The organism is Acinetobacter sp. BMW17 (assembly GCF_001592855.1).
Taxonomy (GTDB): domain Bacteria; phylum Pseudomonadota; class Gammaproteobacteria; order Pseudomonadales; family Moraxellaceae; genus Acinetobacter; species Acinetobacter johnsonii.
Genome location: NZ_LSOD01000013.1, coordinates 1 through 24,430 on the forward strand (window position 1 = coordinate 1; position 24,430 = coordinate 24,430).

The 24,430-nt window shown below is 44.2% G+C and carries 18 protein-coding genes, 1 tRNA gene and 6 pseudogenes; 12 read left to right on the top strand and 13 right to left on the bottom strand.

Going from position 1 to position 24,430, the window contains the following annotated elements; genetic code table 11:
• From AXW61_RS02740 to AXW61_RS02790, 11 genes and pseudogenes are all read right to left on the bottom strand, one after another.
• Window positions 1-397, bottom strand: a 397-nt coding sequence (locus tag AXW61_RS02740; protein ID WP_171254039.1) for a transposase domain-containing protein, incomplete at its 3' end; no start/stop codon positions are given.
• Window positions 398-491: 94 nt separating this feature from the next.
• Window positions 492-1,298, bottom strand: coding sequence for a putative RNA methyltransferase (locus tag AXW61_RS02745; RefSeq protein WP_062032169.1), 807 nt, complete (start codon window positions 1,296-1,298; stop codon window positions 492-494).
• 69 nt (window positions 1,299-1,367) lie between these two features.
• Window positions 1,368-2,486, bottom strand: a complete 1,119-nt coding sequence (mraY, locus tag AXW61_RS02750; RefSeq protein WP_004691502.1) for a phospho-N-acetylmuramoyl-pentapeptide-transferase — start codon at window positions 2,484-2,486, stop codon at window positions 1,368-1,370.
• Window positions 2,487-3,896 carry a UDP-N-acetylmuramoyl-tripeptide--D-alanyl-D-alanine ligase gene (gene murF / locus AXW61_RS02755; protein ID WP_062032171.1) on the bottom strand — a complete coding sequence of 470 codons (1,410 nt, stop codon included), beginning with the start codon at window positions 3,894-3,896 and terminating at the stop codon, window positions 2,487-2,489.
• A gap of 9 nt (window positions 3,897-3,905) precedes the next feature.
• Window positions 3,906-5,402: a UDP-N-acetylmuramoyl-L-alanyl-D-glutamate--2,6-diaminopimelate ligase gene (locus tag AXW61_RS02760; protein WP_062032174.1), complete on the bottom strand. Its 1,497-nt coding sequence runs from the start codon at window positions 5,400-5,402 to the stop codon at window positions 3,906-3,908.
• A 7-nt stretch (window positions 5,403-5,409) separates the two neighbouring features.
• Window positions 5,410-7,233, bottom strand: coding sequence for a penicillin-binding protein PBP3 (ftsI, locus tag AXW61_RS02765; protein WP_004978097.1), 1,824 nt, complete (start codon window positions 7,231-7,233; stop codon window positions 5,410-5,412).
• 12 nt (window positions 7,234-7,245) lie between these two features.
• Entirely contained in the window at window positions 7,246-7,578 is a 333-nt protein-coding gene (gene ftsL / locus AXW61_RS02770; protein ID WP_058870427.1) for a cell division protein FtsL, read from the bottom strand.
• Window positions 7,578-8,501, bottom strand: a complete 924-nt coding sequence (gene rsmH, locus AXW61_RS02775; RefSeq protein WP_062032177.1) for a 16S rRNA (cytosine(1402)-N(4))-methyltransferase RsmH — start codon at window positions 8,499-8,501, stop codon at window positions 7,578-7,580. Before rsmH ends, ftsL begins: the two co-directional genes overlap by 1 nt.
• A gap of 187 nt (window positions 8,502-8,688) precedes the next feature.
• On the bottom strand, window positions 8,689-9,708 hold the full coding sequence (locus AXW61_RS02780) for a sulfate ABC transporter substrate-binding protein (protein WP_010327653.1): 1,020 nt from the start codon (window positions 9,706-9,708) through the stop codon (window positions 8,689-8,691).
• 252 nt (window positions 9,709-9,960) lie between these two features.
• Window positions 9,961-10,829 (bottom strand): annotated as a pseudogene (locus AXW61_RS17475) (sulfate ABC transporter substrate-binding protein); the annotation flags it as partial.
• 17 nt (window positions 10,830-10,846) lie between these two features.
• Window positions 10,847-11,905 (bottom strand): RNA-guided endonuclease TnpB family protein, encoded by a 1,059-nt coding sequence (locus AXW61_RS02790; protein ID WP_005401363.1) that lies wholly within the window; start codon window positions 11,903-11,905, stop codon window positions 10,847-10,849.
• A 20-nt stretch (window positions 11,906-11,925) separates the two neighbouring features.
• On the opposite strand from AXW61_RS02790, the pseudogene AXW61_RS17090 reads away from it, so the two are divergent.
• The 7 genes and pseudogenes from AXW61_RS17090 to tnpA all read left to right on the top strand — a co-directional run.
• Window positions 11,926-12,081, top strand: a pseudogene (locus AXW61_RS17090) (transposase); the annotation flags it as partial.
• Between the two features lie 82 nt (window positions 12,082-12,163).
• Window positions 12,164-12,511, top strand: coding sequence for a transposase (locus tag AXW61_RS02795; RefSeq protein WP_228254560.1), 348 nt, complete (start codon window positions 12,164-12,166; stop codon window positions 12,509-12,511).
• Window positions 12,512-12,587: 76 nt separating this feature from the next.
• Window positions 12,588-12,923 (top strand): IS66 family insertion sequence element accessory protein TnpB, encoded by a 336-nt coding sequence (tnpB, locus tag AXW61_RS02800; protein WP_062032182.1) that lies wholly within the window; start codon window positions 12,588-12,590, stop codon window positions 12,921-12,923.
• Between the two features lie 74 nt (window positions 12,924-12,997).
• A pseudogene (locus AXW61_RS02805) lies at window positions 12,998-14,419 on the top strand (IS66 family transposase); the annotation flags it as partial.
• A 575-nt stretch (window positions 14,420-14,994) separates the two neighbouring features.
• A complete protein-coding gene (gene ltrA / locus AXW61_RS02810) occupies window positions 14,995-16,656 on the top strand; it encodes a group II intron reverse transcriptase/maturase (RefSeq protein ID WP_062032239.1) in 1,662 nt (553 codons plus the stop codon).
• A 104-nt stretch (window positions 16,657-16,760) separates the two neighbouring features.
• Window positions 16,761-16,988, top strand: a pseudogene (locus AXW61_RS02815) (transposase domain-containing protein); the annotation flags it as partial.
• A 32-nt stretch (window positions 16,989-17,020) separates the two neighbouring features.
• Window positions 17,021-17,284 (top strand): annotated as a pseudogene (gene tnpA / locus AXW61_RS02820) (IS200/IS605 family transposase); the annotation flags it as partial.
• 72 nt (window positions 17,285-17,356) lie between these two features.
• Here the strand turns inward: tnpA and AXW61_RS02825 are convergent.
• Window positions 17,357-18,600, bottom strand: a pseudogene (locus AXW61_RS02825) (transposase).
• 446 nt (window positions 18,601-19,046) lie between these two features.
• Between AXW61_RS02825 and AXW61_RS02830 the strand changes: the two are divergent.
• The 5 genes from AXW61_RS02830 to AXW61_RS02850 all read left to right on the top strand — a co-directional run bounded on the left by AXW61_RS02830 (window position 19,047) and on the right by AXW61_RS02850 (window position 22,604).
• A complete protein-coding gene (locus AXW61_RS02830; RefSeq protein WP_062032184.1) occupies window positions 19,047-19,331 on the top strand; it encodes a hypothetical protein in 285 nt (94 codons plus the stop codon).
• A 148-nt stretch (window positions 19,332-19,479) separates the two neighbouring features.
• A complete protein-coding gene (gene gltX / locus AXW61_RS02835) occupies window positions 19,480-20,988 on the top strand; it encodes a glutamate--tRNA ligase (RefSeq protein ID WP_062032187.1) in 1,509 nt (502 codons plus the stop codon).
• Between the two features lie 92 nt (window positions 20,989-21,080).
• Window positions 21,081-21,156 (top strand) — tRNA-Glu (locus tag AXW61_RS02840).
• A 152-nt stretch (window positions 21,157-21,308) separates the two neighbouring features.
• Window positions 21,309-21,650 carry a membrane protein gene (locus AXW61_RS02845; RefSeq protein ID WP_010327661.1) on the top strand — a complete coding sequence of 114 codons (342 nt, stop codon included), beginning with the start codon at window positions 21,309-21,311 and terminating at the stop codon, window positions 21,648-21,650.
• A gap of 150 nt (window positions 21,651-21,800) precedes the next feature.
• Window positions 21,801-22,604 carry a DUF4198 domain-containing protein gene (locus AXW61_RS02850; RefSeq protein WP_062032189.1) on the top strand — a complete coding sequence of 268 codons (804 nt, stop codon included), beginning with the start codon at window positions 21,801-21,803 and terminating at the stop codon, window positions 22,602-22,604.
• A gap of 67 nt (window positions 22,605-22,671) precedes the next feature.
• Here the strand turns inward: AXW61_RS02850 and ettA are convergent, their stop codons facing one another.
• Window positions 22,672-24,333: an energy-dependent translational throttle protein EttA gene (gene ettA / locus AXW61_RS02855; RefSeq protein ID WP_004691537.1), complete on the bottom strand. Its 1,662-nt coding sequence runs from the start codon at window positions 24,331-24,333 to the stop codon at window positions 22,672-22,674.
• Window positions 24,334-24,430: the final 97 nt, after the last annotated feature.

A 24,430-nucleotide genomic window follows, 5' to 3' on the forward strand; every position in this document is an offset into this window, starting at 1 on the left:
CATCTACAGCACAAACGCATAGACCGTGAAAGTTGCTATATTGTTGTTGTGAGTCTTTAAACCATGCCTGACTTAATGTCGAAAATAAAGCACTTATGGGTTCTAAGCCTAAGCGTTGTCTTGCTTGTACGGATGCACTCGGTACACAGTATTCTGCCGTACCGAAAACAAGTTGCAATTGTTGAACCACATACCAAATCGGTTGATTTCGAAATAGAGCAAGTCCGATTACCAGCCAAACAACATGTTCAGCAGGCAGTTTTCTTTTTCGAATTGATGCTTTACCTGTTTGGTCTAAGCAATCTTCAATCCAGTTTAAATCAATCAATTCACTGAATTGTGAAAGTGAAGGTAAGGTTTGTTTTAATGTTAAATCTAGATTCTGAGATAAATTCATAAAAAAAGAGCGTATTTACATACGCTCTTTTTACAGCATTTTAACTTTTTTTGCTTAACTGACTGGCATTACGCATCTGCGGGCTTTTTTATACTTATGCTTTTTTCTGAAACAGTAAAATTTGATACTGTGCATGTAAGTCAAGAGCTGCTTGTGACTCTAAGGCTTTACGGCGCTCTTGTTTTGCTTTATAGGCATAAGGGGTCATGGCAATCAGGTTTTTTAAGTCCTGCTGATTAAGCTTAAGTTCAGCATCAACAACATCATCACTCACCAAATCAAACGCATCATTCAACTGCTCTACAAATTTGCTCGGTTCATGCGGCTTCACCTCTTCGAACAAAGCCTCACGCATTGCATATAAATGCTGAGGCGCAGGCGTCACCACCAACAAATATCCTTGCGGCTTGAGTACCCGTAAAATCTCCTGTTTTGGAATCGGGCTAAACAAACTACTACACAGATCAATCGATTGATCTAGCACCGGTAAAGTTGCCCCTGTACCCACCACCCAAGTAATGTTTTTATTGATTTTCGCAGCCACTTGAACCGCATTTTTTGCAATATCTACACCGACACATTGCAGCACTTCAGCCTGCATCGCATCGGTGTAATAGCCTTCACCACAGCCGATATCGAGTAAATTTTCAATACGTAACTCACGTACCTTATTGACCACCGCTTGCTGTAGCGGCGCGTAATGACCTGCACTTAAGAAGGCACGGCGGGCTTGTACCGACTCAGGTGTATCCCCCGGATTTTTGCTGTGCTTATGTTGAACGACATGCAGATTGACGTAGCCTTGTTTCGCCACATCATAACTATGTGAATTCGCACAGCGCCATGTTCTTTCGTTTAAAGTTAAAGCCTCACGACACACAGGACACATGAGCAGATTCATTATTTTCTCCAAGACATTACCTCAAGCATAAAAAAAGCCGGCAAATGCCGACTCTTTTCATACTTTTGCTTAGCGCAATTTTAAGGTCATTAGCCCTAAAACTACCAGCATAATTGTGATAATCCAAAAACGAATCACCACTTGGGTTTCACGCCAGCCTTTTTTCTCATAATGGTGGTGTAATGGCGCCATCAGGAATACCCGTTTATTGCGCATTCTGAGGGAACCAATTTGCAAGAAGACTGAAATCGCTTCGACCAAAAACACACCAGCCATAATGGCAAAGACAATTTCCTGACGAACCATGACCGCAATTGTACCGAGCATTGCGCCCAATGATAATGCACCCACATCACCCATGAAAACCTGAGCAGGGTGTGCATTAAACCAAAGGAAGGCCAAACCTGCGCCAATCATAGCTGCACAAATCACCACCAATTCAGAGGCAAATCGTACATAAGGAATATGTAAATAATTGGCAAAACGGACATCACCAGCCAGATATGCAAATACACCTAAACCCGCTGCAACCAGTACCACAGGCATAATCGCTAAACCATCCAATCCATCGGTCAGGTTCACGGCATTTGATGCACCATTAATCACCAAATAGGTGAAAATGATAAAACCAATACCCAACGGAATCACCGACAAAGGAATACTTAAATCTTTAAAAAATGGAATTAGCAGATCCAGCATATTTGCGGTATGTACAGGATTGCTCTGTTGCTGCGCAATTACATATAGTGCAATACCAGCACCCAATGATGCAAGCGAGGTCCAAAAGAACTTTTTACGGGCAGGTAAGCCTGCATTGTCTTTATAGCGAATCTTGATCCAGTCATCGGCCCAACCCACTGCACCAAAAATCACCATCACTGCCAAGACAATCCATACATATGGGTTGGATAAATCTGCCCACAACAGTGTAGAGATACCAATTGAGAGTAAGATCAACACACCACCCATGGTTGGTGTGCCCATTTTTTTGGCATGATTTTCAGGAGCATATGAACTCACGGCTTGACCATATTTGAGTGCTTGCAACTTGCGAATCATCACAGGACCGAGCACTAGACCAATGGTCAGTGCGGTTAAAACACTGAGCAAGGAACGCAATGTTAAATAACGAACCACCTGAAACGAACTATGGTAGCCCGCCAGTTGTTCAAATAACCATAACAACATTTAGAGTTTCTCCATCAAATCAGCCATCAACGTTTCCATATGGGTATAACGAGAACCTTTAAACAGGAAACTCATAGACTGGGGTTGATGTGTTTCAATTAAACTGAGTAAGAACGGCAAAGCCTGCTCTTGAGTTAAAAAAGCCTGCATTTTTTTGCCATATTGAGTGCTGCGTGCGCCTTCTTGTGCCGCAGGTGCAAATTCACCGACAGCCACTACGAAGTTCAGCCCTTTCACTGAGACCAAATCACGCCCCAGCATATAGTGCTGCTGCGCAGCAGAGCTACCTAGCTCACCGATATCGCCCATCACCATCACTCGAACCCCCTCTTGCTGTGCAAGCACTTCAGCAGCGGCACGCATCGAAGTTGGGTTAGCATTGTAGGTATCATCAATCAACAAATGACGGCCTTGTTGAATAAAGTTCAAACGCCCTTTTGCACCGACCGCTTGCTCAAGGCCAAGCACGATATCATCCAAGCTAATACCAATCGCTAAAGCAAAAGCTGCCGCAGCAGTTGCATTTTGAACATTATGCTCCCCAGCAAACGGTAAATTCACCTGACGCACGCCTTGCGGGGTATTTAGCTTAAACGTTGCCGATTGTGCCTGTAACTCAATCTCAGTCGCAAAAATTTCACCACCCGCACCAAAGCTGAGCACCTGTTCAGTTTGTACTGCTTGGCGAATGCTATCGGCAAAATCATCAGCTGCAGGAACAATAGATGTGCCATTTGGGGCAATATGCGCGTAAATCTCAGACTTGGCACGGCAGATGCCATCGCGCCCACCAAACTCACCCAAGTGTGCTGTACCAATATTGATAATGCCTGCAACCAAGGGTTGGACCAAATTCGAGGTATAGTCAATTTCACCTTGATGGCTTGCACCCAATTCCATCACTGCATATTGATGCTCAGGACGTAATTCCAATAACATGACTGGCACACCCAAGTCGTTATTCAGATTGCCACGGGTCACCAACGTTGGTGCTATACGTGACAAAATACTGCCTAACATTTCTTTGGTGGTGGTTTTACCACTACTACCCGTCAGCGCAATCACTTTTAACTGTGGATTTTGTGCACGACGATAAGCCCCCAGCTGTCCCAATGCCAAACGTGTATCAGGCACCACCAACTGACAAATCTCTGCATCTATAGGCTGACTCACAATGGCCACTTGGCAACCTTGTTCAGCAACTTGCGTAATAAAAGCATGTGCATCAAAACGTTCGCCTTTGAGTGCCAAGAAAGCATCTCCTGCTTCTGCATCACGTGAATCCGTCAAAATACGTTTGATATCGCTGTTCGGCGCTTGATCATTTAGCCAATAACCTTGGGTAGCTTCGAGCAACTGTGCGGCGGTCCATGACACTAAAGGCACTGTGCTGGTTGTTGAGGTATGCATATGATTTCCTTAGTGTGCAGGATAAGCAGAATCAATAGTGTGGTGCTGTGCATCAATCGCGGATTGCACTTCGACGACATCGTCAAACCAATGCCGAACATCCTCTATTTCTTGATAGTTTTCATGACCTTTGCCTGCAATCACGACAATATCACCCGCTTGGGCCTGTTGAACGGCAAATTTAATCGCTTCACGACGATCATGGATTTCATGAACCACACGGTTTGAGAAATTAATCCCCGCTTTCATATCAGCAAAAATTTGCTCAGGATTTTCGGTCCGTGGGTTATCTGAAGTCAACAACACCACATCTGCTCCGTTTAATGCTGCTTGGGTCATGAGTGGGCGTTTGCCACGGTCGCGGTCTCCGCCACAGCCAAATACTGCCCAGAGTTGCTGTTTCACATGACGCTTTAACGTGCTTAAGACTTGCACCAGAGCATCAGGCGTATGCGCATAATCAACCACAAACAAACGCGCATCATCACGAATCACCTGCATACGACCTGGTGCACCCTTGAGCTGTGCTGTCGTAGCAACCACATCGGCTAAATCAAAACCCGCTTGTTCAACCATAATTAAACTTGCGACCAAATTTTCAATATTAAAATGACCCAATAATGGGTTCTGTACCTGATATTCGGCCTGTGCCGTACACAAGCTAAAGTTTGCACCCGTCAGGCTATATTGAATATTCTTCACCTGATAGTCTGCAGGCTGCGTGGTTGAATAGGTTAAAATTTTCGGTTGAGCTGGATTATTTTTTGCCGCTTGAATCATGACTCCAGCATGCGCATCATCCAGATTAATCACTGCAACTTTCAATGATGGAAATTGAAACAAGTGAGATTTAGCTTCGGCATAAGCCTCAAGCGTGCCATGGTAGTCCAAATGGTCGCGACTTAAGTTGCTATATGCAGCAATTTCAATTTCACTGCCCGCTAAACGGCCTTGTTCCAAACCATGTGAAGAGGCTTCAATCGATGCAAATTCAGCCCCTTGCTTGGCATAGCCATGTAGTGCATTTTGTAAATGCAGCGCATCTAAAGTGGTATGCGACGATGCTTCTAAATTGGGTAAAATGCCATTACCTGTGGTTCCCATTACCGCACATGATTTGCCTTGTAGCATCAACAGTTCTGCGACTAAACGAGAAATGGTGGTTTTACCATTGGTTCCTGTCACTGCTAAAATACGAGCAGGCTGTACTTGGCTAGTGGCCAACAAAAATTGCTTTTGCCAACCTCCCATCAAGTGGCGTACATTCGGCACCATAATACTGTTTTCAAGCCCAAGCTTAGTTTCACTCACCACTGCTAGAGCCCCTTTATCCAAGGCTATTTGTGCAAACTGCACTGTTTTTTCAGGTTGTGAAAGTGATGTCAGCGCAATAAAAATTTGCCCTGCCTGTACTTTACGACTATCAAGAACAAAACCTTGAAATGGCTCTGCCATCCATTCAGCGCTGAAGTTAGCGGTGTAGAGTTGTTGAAATGTAATGGACATTCATCACCTATCTCTTGATTACAGGAGCATCTAAAGGTTTATCTAAAGGCACGTTCATTAAACGTAAGGATTCTTGCATAACACGGGCAAATACAGGCGCGGACACCGTACCACCATAGTAGGTCCCTTGCGGGTTTTCGACCACCACCACCATCGCTAAACGCGGGTCGCTAACGGGTGCTACACCAGCAAAAAGTGCACGATATTCATTGGTTGAGTAGCCTTTACGGTCAGCACGCAACTTATGTGCGGTTCCTGTTTTACCCCCCACACGGTAACCCGGAATAGTCGCACGAGTCGCGGTACCACCTGGTAAGGTTGCTGTTTCCATCATCAACAAAACTTGATCCGCAATTTTTGGATCAATCATTTGTTCACCACGGGGCGGTGCATCCAACTTATACAAACTCAAAGGCATTTTCACACCTTTGTTGGCCAACATGGCATAAGCATCCACCAGTTGCAGCACAGTCGCATTTAAGCCATAGCCATATGCCATGGTCGCCACTTCCGATACATTCCATTTACTTGGCGGAAGAATTAAACCACCACTTTCACCCGGGAATTTAACCGCAGAACGCTGACCAAAACCAAGACGTTTATAAAAAGTCGGTAAAGTTGCATAAGGGAGAGACAAGGCAATTTTAGCCACACCCACGTTAGAGGATTTTTGGATAATCCCACCCAAAGTTAGTGGACCGTAGTTATGTGTATCTCGAATGGTGTGGTTACCGACTCGCATCGAACCCGGAGTGGTATTAACCACAGTATTCGGCATGTATTTTCCGCTTTCCAAAGCCATTGAAATGGTCAAAGGCTTCATGGTTGAACCCGGCTCGAAAGAGTCAACCGCACCACGGTTACGCATGGCGTCTTTATTGGACAAACTATTTTTATCGTTCGGGTTATACGACGGCCAAGACGCCATCGCTAAAATTTCACCTGTTTTCACATCGACCGCAATTGCTGTTGCAGAACGTGCATTATTGGCTACACCAGCAGCGGTCAGTTCACGGTACATAATGTATTGAAGGCGCGAGTCAATACTGAGCGTAATATTTTCGCCTGGCTCAACTTCTTTAATTACCTCTGCATCTTTAAAACGATTGCCCTTTTTATCTCGAACAATTTGCTGCTCACCATCAATACCCGACAGGCGTTGATTCAGCTGCATTTCTAAACCTTCAATACCCGAACCTTCACTGTTGGTCAAACCAATAATTTGCGCATTCGGTTGTGGTTGCGGATAGTAACGCTTGTAGTTCTTTTCGGTATACACCCCTTGGAACTCACGTTTCGCAATCAGTTCAGCTTGCTGAGGTGGCACTTCTTTTTTCAAGACCAAGTAGCGAGAACGCGGACGTTCATTCAGCTTCCGCTTCAGTTCTGCACGATCCATGCCCACAGCATCAGCCAGTTCATCCAGATTTAGGTTTTTGTCTGGTAATTGACGCTTCAATTTACGATTGTGCGGATCTTTGGCTAATTCAGCAGTAATCTCATCAAACAGTTTTTTATTATCAAAATAATCACGTGGATCAATCACCACTTTCATGATCGGCGTACTGATCGCCAAAGGCACACCATGACGGTCATAAATCACACCGCGCATGGCTTTAATTTTTTCAGTTCTTAAAATATTGGCATTGGCTTTGTTTTGCAAAAACTCAGTATTGATGACCTGTACGTAAAAAGCACGTCCAACCAAAGCAATAAAGCAAGCTAAAACCACCGCCCACATGAGATAAAAGCGCCACATTTCAACCTGTAGAGCCGATTTTTCAGTCACCGCTTGCTGTTTTTTACGAGTGGGTTTACGCTTTTCTACCATGTTACAGCGGCCTTATTTTTTGTCTTCTGAAGTCGTGGGTAAAGAAATCACTACGGTTTGCGCCGCAGGTGGTGAATACATGCGCAGTTGCGTCACCGCGCGCGTTCCAATTTGTGCAGTTGCGCCAAAAGTTTGCTGTTCAATCAGCAAACGGCCCCACTCTGCATTTAAGTCATCACGCTCGCGCATAAAAGAGCTCATTTCACGATAGTCATGACGGTATTCAAACACTTGAAACACCACCATCATGGCACTAATAAATACCAGCACCAATAAAATGGCATAGGCAATCAGCTTCTTAAACTTTAACTTTGTTGGAATTTTTTCAACGACTTCAGTTTTCATTATTCGCCTTTAAGTGCTAAGCGCTCTGCAACTCTAAGCCATGCACTACGTGAACGTGGATTGGCTTTAACCTCGGTATCACTTGCTTTCACACGTGATACTTTCTTTAAACGACGTGTATCGGGTCGTTGTTGTGGCATACCCCAACCCATGTCTTCCTCAAGTGTCGACTCTTTTTGAATAAATTGTTTAATTAATCGATCTTCTAAGGAATGGAAGCTAATCACAGCCAAGCGACCATTCGGTTTTAATACGTCTACCGCTTGCGGTAGGAAAACTTCAATATCTTCTAATTCTTTATTAATGGCAATACGAATTGCTTGGAAAGTTCGTGTTGCGGCATGTTTATTTTTTTCCCATTTCGGGTGCGCCACTTTCACAATTTCAGCCAACTGCGCGGTGGTTTCAATCAACCCAGCTGCTTTAATAGCTTTGGCAATACGACGGCTATAACGCTCTTCACCATATTGGAAAATAATATTGGCTAACGCCTCTTCCTCAATATTGACCAACCACTGCGCTGCAGTTGGACCTTTTGAATTGTCCATACGCATATCCAGTGGTCCATCTTTCATAAAACTAAAGCCACGCTCCGCCTGATCAAGCTGCGGTGAAGACACGCCCAAATCGGCCATAACACCATCGACCAAGCCAATGCCGCGTACTTCTAACTCATGCTTAAGGTCAGCAAAGCTGGCATGGATAATTTTAAACCGTGGATCTTCTTGTTCTAAAATCGCGGCTGTTTCCAGTGCTTGCGGGTCTTTATCAAAACCATAGACACGTGCATTTTCATCCAGCTTAGACAACAGCAAGCGTGTATGTCCGCCACGACCAAACGTCCCGTCAATGAAAATCCCTGTATTGCGATCTGCTACCAAAGCATCAACAGTTTCGTGAAGTAATACAGAAATATGCGACATAAAGACTCAATATGATCGGAAGGAAAAATGTAACTGCACATTATTACCTTGTTTTAACAAAGCTCCAAACGACTTTTTGTAGGGAAATATTACTTTTCATAGACAAAACCGTTTTTAAACGGCATTCATTATCAAAAAAGCCTCCCAAGGGAGGCTTTTTAAGCAGTAGCTGAAATAATGAACTGGATTATTTACGGCTATTATAGATTTGGTCGAAGGTCGCCCCATTCATAAAGTGGGTCTTTTGAGCATTGGCCCAACCACCAAACACTTCATCAATGGTGAAGGTTTTTAACGGTGGAAATTGCGCTTTATATTTTTCTAAAACCGCAGCATTACGCGGACGATAGAAGTGTTTCGCCGCCATTTCCTGACCCAGTGGTGAATATAAATAGTTGATATAACCCTGTGCTAACCACTTGTTGCCATTTTTCGCCACGGTCTTATCCACGATTGCCACCGAAGGCTCGGTTAAAATCGAGATCGATGGATAAACAATATCGAACTGATTTTTACCTAAAGTTTTTTGTGTCACTAAGGCTTCATTTTCCCAAGTCAATAACACATCACCAATGCGACGTTCTGCAAAGGTGGTCATAGACGCCCGTGCCGCAGAGTCCATCACTTTCACGTTATGGTACATTTTACCCACGAACTCTTTGGCTTTGACCTCATTGCCACCAGGTTGTTTCAGTGCATAACCCCAAGCAGACAGATACACCCAACGTGGTAGACCGCCTGTTTTAGGATTAGGCGTAATAATTTGTACACCCGGTTTGGTTAAATCAGACCAGTCCTTAATTTTTTTCGGGTTGCCTTTGCGTACCATGAACACAATGGTCGATGTATAAGGCGCAGAGTTATTTGGGAACTCTTTTTGCCAACCCGGCTGAATTTGACCTGATTTAACAATTTCTTCAATATCATTGGCTAAGGCCAAGGTCACCACATCCCCTTTTAGACCATCCACGACCGAACGGGCTTGTTTACCTGACCCCCCGTGTGACTGTTTAAAGTCAACCGTTTGTCCTGTACGGCTTTGCCAATAGGCACCAAAGGATTTATTGAACTCATCGTAAAATTCACGTGTTGCATCATAGGATACATTGAGCATAGTACGGTCAGCCGCTTGAGCTGATGTCATACTGAATGTCAGACCTGTTGCCACTACGGCAGCAGCCCAAAGAGATTTCAAATGCGTTTTCATGGCGTATTAAATTAAATATCAAGAATTATGCTAAATATATGAAACAAAATCATAAATCGCAATTCGCTTTTGTTTTTTAAATACCCGTTATTTTTACATCACTAAGACTTAGTGAATTGTTTTTATTTAAAATAATAGCAAACACTTTACTTATTCTTATTATATACATTTTTATGCTTAAAATATAATAAAAGTGGATATGCCTATATCCACTTTTATGTCGGAACGTGATCGCGTCAAACCACAGCACGTTTATTTTTCAGTATAAATTTGATCAAAGATCGCACCATTTACAAAGTGAGTTTTCTGCGCTTTGGCCCACCCTCCAAAGACATCATTAATATTAAAGGTTTTTTGCTTTGGAAATTGCGCAAGGTATTTGTTCGCCACTTGTTTATTTCGTGGACGGAAGAAATGCTTCGCCGCCAACTCCTGCCCTTTTGGCGAATACAGATAGTTTAAATAGCCCTTGGCCAAATTTCGATTGCCATTTTTGTCCACCGTTTTGTCTACAATCGCAACTGACGGTTCCGCTAAAATCGAAATAGACGGATAAACAATATCGTATTTGTCTTTACCTAGGCCTTGGGTTGCCAGTAAAGCTTCATTTTCTCAAGACAACAACACATCACCTATGCCTCGTTCAGGCAAACGTGGTCAATGAACCTCGTGCACCTGAATCAAGCACTTTGACATTTTGATAAAGTTTTTTCACCAATTCTTTGGCTTTAGCATCATTACCTCCCGGTTGTTTTAATGCATACCCCCAAGCAGATAAATAGATCCAACGCGGCGCACCGCTTGTTTTTGGATTTGAGGTAATGATCTCACCCCCGGCTTGGTTAAATCATTCCAGTCTTTAATTTGTTTGGATTACCTTTACGCACTAAAAAAACAATGGTTGAAGTATAAGGTGCAGAATTATTTAGAAATTCTTTTTGCCAGTTTTTATCAATTTGTCCAGTATTCACAATTTCATTGGCCAAGGCCACCACATCTGCTTGGAGACCCGTTGCAACGGCACGTGCTTGCTTGCCCGATCCACCATGAGACTGTTTAAAGTTGACCTCCTGCCCAGCTTTGCTTTTCCAATACTGTCCAAAGGCTTGGTTATATTCTTGTTGACATCCTCCCAGACCTAAAGAACGGGGATTCCTCCTCCGAGACGCTCATGTCCGAGCGCAAGAATATTCAGTGCGGAATTTATATCCCGATCATGGAGCGTACCGCACTCCATACACTGCCATTCTCTTATTCCAAGACCTGCTCTACCTTTCGGACTGCTAGAGCGTGAGCCACAGCACGAACATGTTTGGGTCGTATAGGCTTCGTTGACTTCTCCATACCATACTCCTGCGTTCTCGCATTTATACTTGAGCATGGTTCTTAGTGTTGTCCAACTGGCATCTAACACTGACTTCGCTAATCTAGTTTGTGCTAATGCTTTAGCATTCACATTGCCAACAAAGATTGCTGCATGTGCATTCACCAGTTTATGGCTGAATTGATGCAACATATTTTGGCGTATATTTTTAATCTTGGCGTGAATCGCTTTGACACGTTTCTTATTTTTTGCTCTTTGAGCAATGCCAAGTTTTTCCTCATATTGGCGATAGATTTTAGGAGCTTCGAGTTTCACACCATCTGAACAAGTGGCTAAATCTTTCAAACCCAAGTCTATGCCAATTGAGCCTTTAGCTATAGCTTTAACTTGTTGAATATCATCAACCACAAGGCAAACATACCAACGTCCACGACTGTCTTCTACAAATGAGCCTGTTTTGACGTTGTATTTGCTTAGTCCGTAGCTGTCCCATAGTTTGAATTGGTGCTTGCCATATTGCACATAGCCATCGGCGTATTTAATGGCTACTTTCTTAAAAGGTATCCAGCCTAATGAGCGTCTTGCAGATTTGTTGTTACTGACACGCCATTTTAGCTTGGCTTTTTTAAACTGCTTTCTTCGTGTAACTAATTCTTCTGCAATTGCCTGTATGGTTTGGCTATGTAAGTTACATTCTTTTGATGTGCCTTTCGTGTATTGAGCAATATCGTATGCTGAAAAGAATTGTTGTTTACGTTGTAGGTGCTTGAAACACAAATCATTGACATAATTCCAAACAAAGTTCACCTCTACTGCTAGTTGGTCTAGCATCTTGCAATGTTTGTCTTTTATTCGTAATTTAAGTGTTTTCATTACTAAAATATATTTGGTCTATGAGCAATAGTCAAGAGATTAGAACAGGTCGTCATTGTGTTTTTAATATGCACGTTCATTTAGTCTTTGTCGCTAAATATCGTAGAGATGTTTTTACCAAAGCAATGCTTGAAACAATGCGTGAAGTGTTTGAGCGTGTTTGTTTAGACTTTGAAGGTAAGCGTCCGCTGAACCCCACTTTTTCTAACTCATTAATACCGCGATAGTGTCCACTAAAATTTAAGTGGACACCTATTTATGGATTTAAAGACAGTTATAGACAGCACACCAACGCTAAAAAAGCCCCGTCGAACCTTCACGGCTGAATTTAAACATCAACTTATTCAGCAATGTCAGCAGCCAGACACATCAGTGGCCAAGGTGGCAATGCAACATCAGGTCAATGCGAATCTGTTGCATAAATGGATTCGTCAGTCCAGATCAATGGTTCCATCATTAACACCCCATCTATTCCACAGACCGACTTCCTTCCCGTCATTCTTCACCCGACTCCAGTCAGACAAGAAGCACCTCCGCCACCTGTACCAGAGAAGAAAGTTGTCGCTCATATTAGGATTCCACTACATGAGGAACCAGGTTCCGTAAGGGGTCAGATGATCGAGATCGACTGGCCGGTGGAGTCAGTAACTGAATTACTGGTGCTGATCCAGGGTTTGACTCAATGATCCGTATTGATGAAATCTGGCTTGCTACCCAGCCGATGGATATGCGTGCAGGTATGGATACTGTCATGGCTCAGGTGCTGAGAGCCTTTGGCTACATCAAACCGCATTGCGCTTACCTGTTCTGTAATAAACGTGGCCATCGCATGAAACTGCTGGTACATGATGGATTGGGTATCTGGCTGTGTGCCCGGCGGCTGGAACAGGGAAAATTCCACTGGGTTCAGCTTCATCAGGGTGAAACCGTAGCCCTCAGTCCGGAACAGTTACAGGCATTGATCCAGGGTTTGCCTTGGCAGCGCATTGGACGACAGCAGGTGGTGACTATGCTCTAAACCAGGCTCGTCCATTCTGCCATCCTCCAAACGTTCTATTTCCTCTGCATCATGACCTCAGGCATACTGCGGTCATGAATACGCTGCCTGATTTAAGCCAACTGACCCATGAACAACTGCTGGAATTTACCAGACAGTTGGCGATGCAGCATCAGTCTCTGGCACAATCTAAACAACAACTGGAACAATCAAATCAGCAATTAGATGCCAGAGTTCAACATCTTGAAGTCACCAATCAGCAATTAGATTCTAAAGTTCAACATCTTTCTATTCTCAATCAAAAATACGAGCATGAACTTGCGCAGTTTAAACGGCATAAGTTCGCCCAGAAGAATGAACACTTAACGGCCAAACAAATCCATCTGTGGGATGAAGCGGTCGAAGAAGATATCGCAGCAGTTGATCTGGAACTGGAGCGGCTGAATGCAGATAAAACCGATGCAGCGACACAGAAAGCCACAGTCAACAAACCTAAACGTCGACCACTGCCAGATCACCTGCCAACCCTCCGTATTGAGCACGAACCTGCCTCAACGCAATGCAGCTGTGGCTGCACATTGCGTCGTATCGGCGAAGATATCAGTGAAAAACTAAATTTCAGGCCGGCACAGTTCTATAAGGAACAACATATCCGTGGTAAATGGGTCTGTGATCAGTGTGACATCCTGACTCAACAAGCGATGCCTGCGTATGTTATTGATAAAGGAATCGCTACACCTGAATTGCTCAGCCATGTGCTGGTTTCCAAATACGCTGATCATTTACCGCTATATCGTCAACGTCAAATCTTTCTACGCGCAGGTATTTATCTCTCCCGATACACATTATCTGACTGGATTGGACGCTGTGGGGTAGAACTTGAACCTCTGACCAATGCCTTAAAACAGCTTGTGCTTCAACAGCGGGTGATTCATGCAGATGAAACACCAGTCATCATCATGCAGATGGGGGATGATGAGAAAAAACCGAAGAAAGGTTATGTCTGGGCCTATGCCACCACACAGTACAATCCAGTTCAGGCGGTGATCTATGACTTTCAAGATAGCCGTTCAGGTCAGCATGCTGAAGAGTTCCAGAAAGGCTGGCAGGGGCATCTGGTCTGTGATGATTACAGTGGTTATAAAGCACGCTTTAAATCAGGCCAGGTCATTGAGGTGGGCTGTATGGTGCATGCACGTCGTAAATTGCATGAACTGCATGTGACCAAAAAAAGTCAGGTCGCTGAACAGGTATTAGTGCTGATTCAGAAACTGTATGCCATAGAAGCATAACTCAGGAAAAAGACGGATGGTACAGCAGAACACCGCCGCGAATACCGACAACAGCATAGTCAACCGGTGATGCAACAACTGTATGAATGGCTCAACCAACATCAACTGACTGTGCCATCGAGTTCTCCAACCGCCAAGGCGATCAATTACACTCTAAAGCGTTGGCCAGCTTTAAGCCGCTATCTGGATGATGGCAATCTACCGATTTGCAATAACTGGGTGGAAGTGCGACACGAAGTCGCTTAATGAAGTTGTTCCCCCTGCGGGAACCACCCGTGTCACCGGGTGAATCTAGAAGGCTGAATAAAGAGCGCCTTCGACAATGTAACGAGGCACCGCAAGGTGCGGGGTATCAATCGTGAGAGGCGTACCCTTCTGGCAGCCATAGCCGGACAAGGGCTAGATAATCGGTATGGTGAACACATGTGAATCTGCGTAACGATCGTTAAGTTGAACGAGCGGAAATGGCTGATACGCTCGAACCAAAACGGTAATGGAGGTGGGAATTGCGTCTTTCGATTACGCATTCGTGACCCATACGCCTCCCGGTCGATAGCAGGCACCTAAGCCGATGTACTTCAGTAAGCGGAACGTGGAAATCCCGTATTACTCCCATTGGGAAAGCAGTTTGCAAAAACTGCCCATGGTGATGCGGGCGAAGGAACGAGGAAAAAGCGAATGCCAGTCTGTAATGGGTTGGATAGAGGTTGAAACATTACCCCACGCGAAAGCGGGCTGACGTCCTTATGGTCTCTCATCACAAGAGAGTGTGTAGAACCCTTTTAATGGAGGGAGAGCAAATGAATGCAGCAGTATCAGCGTGTGCACCTTCCAGCACATCGTGGGACAGCATCGATTGGATTGCTGTACAGCGTCATGTCAGAGGGCTGCAAGCGCGTATTGTGAAGGCGGTACAAGACGGCAGGCATAACAAGGCGAAAGCTTTGCAATGGCTGCTGACTCACTCGTTTAGTGGCAAAGCATTGGCCGTCAAACGAGTGTCTGAAAACAAAGGCAAAAACACGGCTGGGGTCGACAAGGTGACTTGGAATACACCCAAGGCCAAGACCGGTGCGATGATGTCGTTGAAGAGGCGAGGTTACACGCCCCTTCCGCTTCGGAGAGTCCTTATTCCGAAGAAAAATGGCAAGATGAGACCTCTCGGGATACCCACGATGAAATGCCGGGCCATGCAGGCGCTCCATCTGCTGGCTTTGGAACCCATCGCGGAGACCATCGCTGATCGGAACTCTTATGGGTTCAGACCGCAACGCTCAACCGCGGATGCTGCAGCACAGTGCTTTGGTGTGCTGTCAAGAAAAGTAAGTGCGGAGTGGGTGCTAGAGGGTGACATTCAAGGCTGTTTCGACAATATCAGCCATGACTGGATGATCGCCAACCTCCCAATGGACAAGGTGATTCTACGGAAATGGCTCAAAGCCGGTTACGTCTACCAAAGCAAGCTGTTTCCCAGTCTTTCCGGAACACCGCAAGGAGGTATTATCTCCCCGGTGCTGGCCAACATGACCTTGGACGGACTGGAAACGATGCTGGCGAAGAGGTTCTCTAACGCCAAATGGACAGGCAAAAAGCTGCAACTGGTACGGTATGCGGATGATTTCATCATCACGGGGTATTCTAAAGAGTGGCTCGAAAATGAAGTTCGTCCTGCCGTGGTTGAATTTCTGGCGCAGCGCGGTCTCGTGCTCTCTCAGGAAATGACCAAAATCACGCACATAGGGAACGGGTTCGATTTTCTTGGCTGGAACGTACGTAAGTACAACGGCAAGCTACTGATCAAGCCGTCAAAGGCAAACATCAGTGCTCATCTTGACAAGCTGCGAGCATTAATCAATGCAAACAAAGCGACACGACAGGCCACTTTGATCGGTTTGCTCAACCCGATTCTAAGGGGTTGGGCCAACTATCATGGTCATGTCGTTGCCAAGAAGGTTTTCAACCAGGTAGACAACGCGGTGTGGGAAATGCTCTGGCGATGGGCTGTACGTCGCCACCCTCGCAAAACACTCCGATGGGTCAAAGATCGGTATTTCAAAGTACAAGGAGCGCGTCGATGGGTGTTCTCATGTGATGAACAGTCCGCCGATGGTCGGAAGCGACAATACACATTAGTGTCTGCCTCGGACACGCCAATTGTGCGACATATCAAGATCAAGGCTGCTGCTAACCCTCATGACCCCGCATGGGATGAGTACTTCGAATCCCGATGGGGTAAAAGAATGCTGGTCTCCGCAAAGGGGCGAGCCAAGCTGTATCGGGTGTGGCTAAAACAAGGTGGTCGCTGCTGCGCCTGTCTTAAACCAGTCACCAAAGATACACCATGGCACAGCCGTCATATTGTGAAGCTAAGTCATGGTGGAACGGATGCAGTTGCTAATCTTGAGATTTACCATCTGTATTGTCCGAGGAGTGTTCAGTTTGCCAATGTCAACGATGTATAACCGGGTGCCGAATGGCGCCTTAGCAGAGGCTTGAGCCGTGTGCTGGGAAACTCGCATGCACGGTTCTTAGGGGGTTGGACGTAGGTAACTGCGTCTGACTACCCGACAATCAAATGCGACCTTGGGCGTTGGGACGTAAGAACTGGTTATTTGCCGGCTCGCTGCGTAGTGGTCAACGAGCGGCCAATATCATGACCCTGATCCAGTCAGCAAAACTGAATGGGCTGGATCCGTATGCCTATCTCAGTGATGTGCTGAAAAGGTTACCGACCCATAAAGTGACCCAAATAGAAGAATTACTGCCACACCGCTGGAAATCCAACCCAAGTTAAAAAATAGCTATGGGGTTCAGCGCACGCTTACCTTTGAAGCCGAGTTGGCAGAATTTGATGGTGAAGATGATCATGTCCATCTACTTGTGCATTATCCGCCAAAGGTCGCTATTTCTAGCTTGGTAAATAGTTTAAAAGGTGCTTCCAGTCGTATTTTACGAACCAAGCACCCTGAAATTAGAAGCAAGTTATGGGGTAATGCTTTGTGGTCGCCTAGCTATTTCGCTGCATCATGTGGTGGTACACCTATTGGGATTATCAAACAATATATTCAGCAACAGCAAACTCCGCATTAGCAATCCTAGCTAATCCCCACAAGGGGACTAGCGGATTGCAGCCTTACATCCCCGCCCTGAAGGTATAGGTATCTACACATCTTCGTGTGGATACCCCAACGCAATTTTAGCCATTTCCTTTAACTCATCCACCGAATAACTTTCCAGTAGCTTCAAGGTGTTTAATAAGATTGAAAGTCCAGCAAGTATTGATGGTGCACTTTCTCTTTTCCCTCGCTTTTGCTGTCGCCCAGATAGTCGTGTTAGTACGGCTCTTACTCGATTAGTTTGTTCATCATTACAGCGTTGTATTCGCCATGTCAGTACGCAGGCCATACTCGCAACAAGTAGTTTTCTTAAAATTGCTTGAGGGGTCGTTTGGAGCCACGATTCAACATCATGACCCGCTTGTTTTAGAAGCTTGAAGTAGCTTTCAATTGACCAACGCCAATAATACCAATTAGATAGCTCTGTACAACTGATCTCTTTTGCAACATTACTCAGTAAGCTCCAACGACTTAAAACCTTGCCTGTAGCATCTTTGACCTGCGCAACAACTAAACGGACATCAACGGGTTCACCAACCTGAGGAGCAACTCGCTTTCCTTCTGTATTACGTTGTTTAGGTTTGGCACTTCGTGTGATTCGAATGTCAGCCTCACCAACATGGAGTATGACTTTTTGACCTTTATATTCAATACATTTGATTTCGTGGGTTGCCACTTGATCAGTAACATCTTTAAGTTTAAGTGTTTGTCCTAGATATTCAACAGTATTACTTTCTTTACCACGAATTAACCACTGATAGCCTTTCTGTTCAAACTCACGATAATGAGCTACTGAATCTCCTTCACGATCAATGATATGCACCATTTTCTGCTCAATAGGCATCGCCTCTATATGATCGTTTTGCTGCATTAGTGCATTTAGATGTGTTTCTGGATCGGCAAATTGATCATCAAAGGTAGAATAACGCCCAGTCGAATCCGATAGTGTTTGAGCGATTGGAGCAATCGGCAAGCCTTGCTCTGCATCAACAAGGAGGCTGCTTTGTAATTCATAAGATAAATCATTGGCATGAGTACGTTTTATGCGGTTTATTTTATTGTCATGCTTTACATATTGTAGTTGTGACCAATGTGTGCAACCAAAATATATTTATGCTTAAGCTGGGCTACTTGATCAAATACAAGTTTTTCAATAGGTTGATTTAACTGATGAAATGAAACATTTTCATTATTTAAAAAACGCCAAACCGCCTGAGTAGTAGCAAAGCTCGATTTCTGGGTGGTTGCGAGATCTTTTATAGCAGGAGCTAAAGAAGCAATAGGGTTCATCATGAGGTTCACAAGTTGCTCGTATCGTTTAACCAATCGAGCATCTAATCGAGTTATCGTAAAGTTTAATGCATGCTGCCTACGATAACTCGATTAGGAATAATTGTGTAGATACCTATGTCCAAAGGGAGAGGTTTTACGGCTATACTGATAAAAAGATATATCTAAAAGGACTATTTTGTGCACTTTTAGGGATAAGCCCATATCCATCCTCCACAGATCAAGCTCAAAATCTCCATGCTATCTCCACAGTTATTTGGTACAAAAAGCCAAATGATTTATATTTGATGTTTAAATGTCAATTTAGCCCAAATTTGTTTATAATTTTGTAAATTGTGTGACACATTTCTACTTTTTTATTTGTAAAATCGGTTAAATTGAAAATAGATTACCAATGACTTTAATAAAAATCTGTTCCAATACCATGTTGAGAGGGGGAAAAGGACATGAAATCAACATTTTTACATACCGTTACGTTGAGTATCGGCTTGGCTTGTTTTAGCCAACTGGGACATAGTGCAGCCATTCAAAGCAATGATAAAGCGACGATGCCAACTGAGAAAACATCGTTGATCGAAAAAGCGCTCAGCCAACAAAAAGGCAGTGACCGAACCACAATGACGGATACTGATTTAAAAATCATGACCTCAATCAAAGTTGCACCGACACAAAATTTCTTTGCTACACAAAACCAGCGCTTTAGCCGTTTTGTGCAATCATTGTTCCTCTAAATTAAAAATAAGCAACAGCGTCATAACCTCTCTCAAGTTATGACATTTGCACATAAAAGCCTGATCACTGAATGTTGAATTAAGCATTAAGTGGTCGGGATTTTTCGTTATAATAGACCTCAATTTACATTCTGAATCATAATTGGCTATGACTGTTCGTACTCGTATTGCACCCTCTCCAACTGGCTTCCCGCATGTGGGCACAGCGTATATTGCGTTATTTAACTTATGCTATGCCAAGCAACATGGTGGTGAATTTATTCTGCGGATTGAAGATACCGACCAACTTCGTTCGACTCCTGAATCTGAAAAAATGATTTTAGATTCATTGCGTTGGTTAGGATTGAATTGGTCTGAAGGTCCAGACATTGGCGGGCCACATGCACCGTATCGCCAGTCTGAACGCATGCATATTTATAAACAATATGCACTGGATTTGGTTGAAAAAGGTCATGCGTTCTACTGCTTTGCAACGAGCGAAGAGTTGGATCAAATGCGTGCAGAACAACAGGCACGTGGTGAAACACCAAAGTACGATGGTCGTGGTTTAAAATTATCTGCTGAAGAAATCCAAAGCCGCCTTGCTGCAGGTGAGCCACACGTGATTCGTATGAAAGTGCCAGAAGAAGGCATTTGTACAGTCAATGACTTACTGCGCGGGGAAGTAGAAATCCCTTGGGCACAAGTGGACATGCAAGTCTTGCTTAAAACAGATGGTTTACCGACCTATCACCTTGCCAATGTTGTCGATGACCATTTGATGCAAATCACCCACGTTTTCCGTGGCGAAGAATGGTTGCCTTCTGCACCTAAACATCAGTTGCTGTATCAATACTTTGGTTGGGAAATGCCTGTACTGGGTCATATGCCATTATTACGTAACCCAGACAAATCAAAACTGTCGAAACGTAAGAACCCAACTTCTATTAATTACTACAAAAATATTGGTGTCTTGCCTGAAGCCTTGTTGAATTACTTAGGCCGTATGGGCTGGTCTATGCCAGATGAACGCGAAAAATTCACATTGGCCGAGATGATTGAACACTTTGACATTCAACGTGTATCCCTCGGTGGTCCAATTTTTGATGTAGAAAAATTGAATTGGCTCAATGGTCAATGGATCAAAGGCTTAAGCCCTGCTGAACTGTTAGATACTTTATTGGCATGGAAAGCCGATCGTAAGATGCTCGAAGACATCGCCGCAGCAATTCAACCTCGCATCAACTTACTTTCAGAAGCGGTGAACTGGTCTGCACATTACTTTAACCAGTTCCCAAGCTTGACCAAAGAACAGTTTGAAAGCAAGAAACTGAGCGAAGAGCAGGTTCGTCAAAGTCTGCAATTTGCGATTTGGCGTTTGGAAAGCATGTTCACATGGAACAATGACACCGTAAGTCAAACCTTGATGGACTTAGCCAGCCAAATGGAAATTAAGCTCCGTGACTTTATGCCAGCGTTCTTTATTGCCATTGCCGGTTCAACCGCTTCGACCCCAGTTATGCAAACCATGGTCACCATTGGCCCTGACTTAACCTTCGCGCGCTTACGTCATGCCCTTGAAATTGTGGGTGGTCCTAGCAAAAAAGAAGCAAAAGTTTGGGAAAAACTCAATGAAAGCCTAAAATTGCCGAAAAATGACGCAGTTGATGAAGCTTAATTGATTTTTTAGTTGACGCATGGGCGTTATATCCCTAATATAGCGCTCACACAGAGAGACGGTGTTAACCACTCAACGTGATGCCTCAATAAGTCCCTATCGTCTAGAGGCCTAGGACATCGCCCTTTCACGGCGGTAACCGGGGTTCGAATCCCCGTAGGGACGCCATATTTAAGATGGCAACATCTGGTAAAAAACCCAAGCATTATGACTTGGGTTTTTTATTGCCTCAAATTTATCAGCACTTCATTACCACGCTTTTTTGGCTTTCTGCTCTAATCCGATTAGAATACAGCATAGATTCGAATTTTGGAGTTGTAATGCAATATCGTTGTCCTCAATGTCAAAGCCCAAAAATTATGCCTGTTGCTCAAGCAGGAGCTCCAGCAACACGCCCTGTCGTGCCTAAAAGTCTGGTTTTTTTGGTTCCAGCCATTTTTGTATTATTACTTTTGGTGCTCATTAGCATCGCAATGTGGCTATTTGGGGATGGCGCTGGCTCAACATTACAAATTGCAACGGTTGTGGTTTTCATCGTGTGTGTGATTGCAGGCTTCCTATTTTACCGCGACCTTCCTGATTTTAAGATTTCAATGCAAGGCTTCATGCAGTCTCAGAAAAAATGGAAATGCCGTGAATGCGACCATGAGTGGGAAATCTAAGTTTTAACTTAGAACCTGCATCCAAAAGGGGGAGTCTATGCACTCCCTTTTTATCTACTCAAAGAATAAATAATAATTATTATCACCTGTTAGTTTTTCTCGATATAATCAAAAACCTCATCTTACGAAATATTTTTAGGCCTAGTCTCTATGAAAAACGCTCTACTCTGCACACTCTTGTTCTGTTCAGTGGCTCAAGCGCATGAACCCTATGTCGCTCCACTGGCGTATCACACTGAAAATACCCAAGTCCCTGTATTGAGCGCCTATGCGGAACAAGCCTTTCATCCTGAATATGCCCTAAAAGATATTCCATTCAGCGCTTTCCAACCAAACCAAACACAGACGACGATTCAAGCACAGAAGCACTTAGAATCTGCAACTGCATTTGATCTTAAGCTACCAGAAAAAGGCACCTATACCATTTTTGCCAAAACCTCATATCCAATTGAATATGTACAACATAATCATCAATGGAAAATATTTGCCGATGTCGCAGCAGACAAAGTCCCTGCCTTAAGCGAGCGTGACTATGTCATTCCAAGTGACTTTAAAGGCAAAGTGCCAAGCAAAGTCTCTACGGTTCGCGAATGGAGCATTCAAAGCTATGTGAGCAAAGACAGCACCTCACCTGTTGCTGTAACGCCAGCCCCAATTCAAGTCAACTTCAAAACCCATCCAAACCAAATCACGGTGCAACAGCCTGTACAACTGCAAATTACTCAAGCAGGCAAAGCCCTAGCGCATGCAGAACTCATGGTTCGTGCTCAAGGTGAGCTTGAGCAACAAGCGAAAAGCACACCTGTCGACGCACAAGGCCATGCCACACTCACGTTTGCACAAGCTGGGCAATACCTGATTGAAGTGAGCGAAAAAGTCGATATCAAAGCAAAACCTAAAAATCAGTATTACACCATTATTAGCTTACAAGTGAATGCCCCTAAAACGCCTTAAGCGGCAATTGCTAAGCATAAAAAAACCAGCCCGAAGGCTGGTTTTTTTAATTGAATTAACGGAAGCGTTAACCGCCAATTTTCTTGTATTTGGTGCGTTTTTGAACCGCAGCATCACCCAAACGCGCTAAACGATAGGCTTCATATTCAGCATAGTTACCTTCGTAGAATTCAGGCTGTTCGTTCTCAAACGACAAGATGTGCGTTGCAATACGGTCAAGGAACCAACGGTCGTGCGACACCACCATTACAGTACCAGGGAATACAAGAATTGCATCCTCAAGCGCACGTAAGGTTTCGATATCCAAGTCGTTCGATGGCTCATCCAGCAAGATGACGTTTGCGCCCATTTGCAGGATTTTCGCCAGTTGTAAACGGTTACGCTCACCACCTGACAACTCACCTACACGCTTCTGCTGGTCTTGACCTTTAAAGTTAAAGCGACCGATATAGGCACGTGATGCAATTTCATAATCGCCAATTCTTAAGATATCTAAACCGCCAGAAACTTCTTCCCAAACGGTTTTGTTGTTATCCAAAGTGTCACGAATCTGACCCACATACGCTACTTTAACCGACTCACCCAAAGTCACCGTACCGGTGTCTGGCTGTTGTTCACCAGTCATCATACGGAATAGTGTGGTTTTACCCGCACCGTTTGGACCCACGATACCCACAATTGCTGTAGGCGGTACGGTAAAGCTCAGGTTTTCGTACAGTACGCGACCATCAAATGATTTGCTGATGCCTTCCACTTCTACGACTTTATTACCTAGACGTGGGCCAGGTGGAATATAGATTTCAGAAGTTTCGTTTCGCTGTTGGAATTCACGTGAGTTAAGCTCTTCAAAACGCTCCATACGCGCTTTGTTTTTCTTTTGCTGACCTTTAGCATTAGAACGAACCCATTCAAGTTCTTTCTTCAATGCTTTAGCAAAAGATTCTTCTTGCTTATTCTCTTGTTCTAGACGCGCATTCTTCTGCTCTAACCAAGAAGAATAGTTGCCTTGATATGGAATACCCATACCGCGGTCAAGCTCAAGAATCCATTCTGCTACGTTATCCAAGAAATAACGGTCGTGCGTAATCGCCACAATCGTGCCGGCAAAGTCTTTCAAGAAACGCTCTAACCAAGACACAGATTCTGCATCCAAGTGGTTCGTTGGTTCGTCTAGAAGTAACATGTCTGGCTTAGATAAAAGCAAACGACACAATGCAACACGACGACGCTCACCACCTGAAAGTAGTGTGACATCCGCATCCCAAGCAGGAAGGTTCAAGGCAGCTGCAGCTTGATCCATTTGGTTGCTAAGGTTATGCGCATCCCATGAATGGATAATCGCTTCAAGTTTTTCTTGCTCTTTTGCCAATGCATCAAAGTCTGCATCTTCTGCTGCATATTCAGCAAATACTTCGTCCAAACGTGCCAAAGCATCCAATGGTTCACGTAAACCATCTTCTACGTTTCCACGGACATCTTTATTTGGATCAAGTGGCGGTTCTTGTTCTAGGTAACCAATTTTGATACCCGGTTGCGCACGCGCTTCACCAGAGAAATCTTTGTCTACGCCCGCCATAATACGAAGCAAGGTCGATTTACCTGCACCGTTTAAACCAAGTACACCAATTTTTGCACCCGGGAAAAATGACAAAGAGATGTCTTTTAAGATTTCGCGCTTAGGCGGAACCATTTTAGACACTCGGTTCATCGTATAAATATATTGGGCCACGTAGGACTCCTCAATAGAAAAACCAAAAAATCGCAAGAAGCGAAAAAATATTTGCGGGCATTATACGATGAATACGTTGAAAAAATAAGGCATGAAA

Coding starts and splice junctions, on each gene's coding strand:
- AXW61_RS02760 (WP_062032174.1), bottom strand. CDS start 5,402: ATGTCCATTACATTTCAACAACTCTACACCGCTAACTTCAGCGCTGAA.
- mraY (WP_004691502.1), bottom strand. CDS start 2,486: ATGTTGTTATGGTTATTTGAACAACTGGCGGGCTACCATAGTTCGTTT.
- AXW61_RS02845 (WP_010327661.1), top strand. CDS start 21,309: ATGCAATATCGTTGTCCTCAATGTCAAAGCCCAAAAATTATGCCTGTT.
- AXW61_RS02745 (WP_062032169.1), bottom strand. CDS start 1,298: ATGAATCTGCTCATGTGTCCTGTGTGTCGTGAGGCTTTAACTTTAAAC.
- AXW61_RS02830 (WP_062032184.1), top strand. CDS start 19,047: ATGAAATCAACATTTTTACATACCGTTACGTTGAGTATCGGCTTGGCT.
- AXW61_RS02850 (WP_062032189.1), top strand. CDS start 21,801: ATGAAAAACGCTCTACTCTGCACACTCTTGTTCTGTTCAGTGGCTCAA.
- rsmH (WP_062032177.1), bottom strand. CDS start 8,501: ATGTCGCATATTTCTGTATTACTTCACGAAACTGTTGATGCTTTGGTA.
- ltrA (WP_062032239.1), top strand. CDS start 14,995: ATGAATGCAGCAGTATCAGCGTGTGCACCTTCCAGCACATCGTGGGAC.
- AXW61_RS02780 (WP_010327653.1), bottom strand. CDS start 9,708: ATGAAAACGCATTTGAAATCTCTTTGGGCTGCTGCCGTAGTGGCAACA.
- murF (WP_062032171.1), bottom strand. CDS start 3,896: ATGCATACCTCAACAACCAGCACAGTGCCTTTAGTGTCATGGACCGCC.
- ftsL (WP_058870427.1), bottom strand. CDS start 7,578: ATGAAAACTGAAGTCGTTGAAAAAATTCCAACAAAGTTAAAGTTTAAG.
- tnpB (WP_062032182.1), top strand. CDS start 12,588: ATGATCCGTATTGATGAAATCTGGCTTGCTACCCAGCCGATGGATATG.
- gltX (WP_062032187.1), top strand. CDS start 19,480: ATGACTGTTCGTACTCGTATTGCACCCTCTCCAACTGGCTTCCCGCAT.
- AXW61_RS02790 (WP_005401363.1), bottom strand. CDS start 11,905: ATGAAAACACTTAAATTACGAATAAAAGACAAACATTGCAAGATGCTA.
- ftsI (WP_004978097.1), bottom strand. CDS start 7,233: ATGGTAGAAAAGCGTAAACCCACTCGTAAAAAACAGCAAGCGGTGACT.
- AXW61_RS02795 (WP_228254560.1), top strand. CDS start 12,164: ATGGATTTAAAGACAGTTATAGACAGCACACCAACGCTAAAAAAGCCC.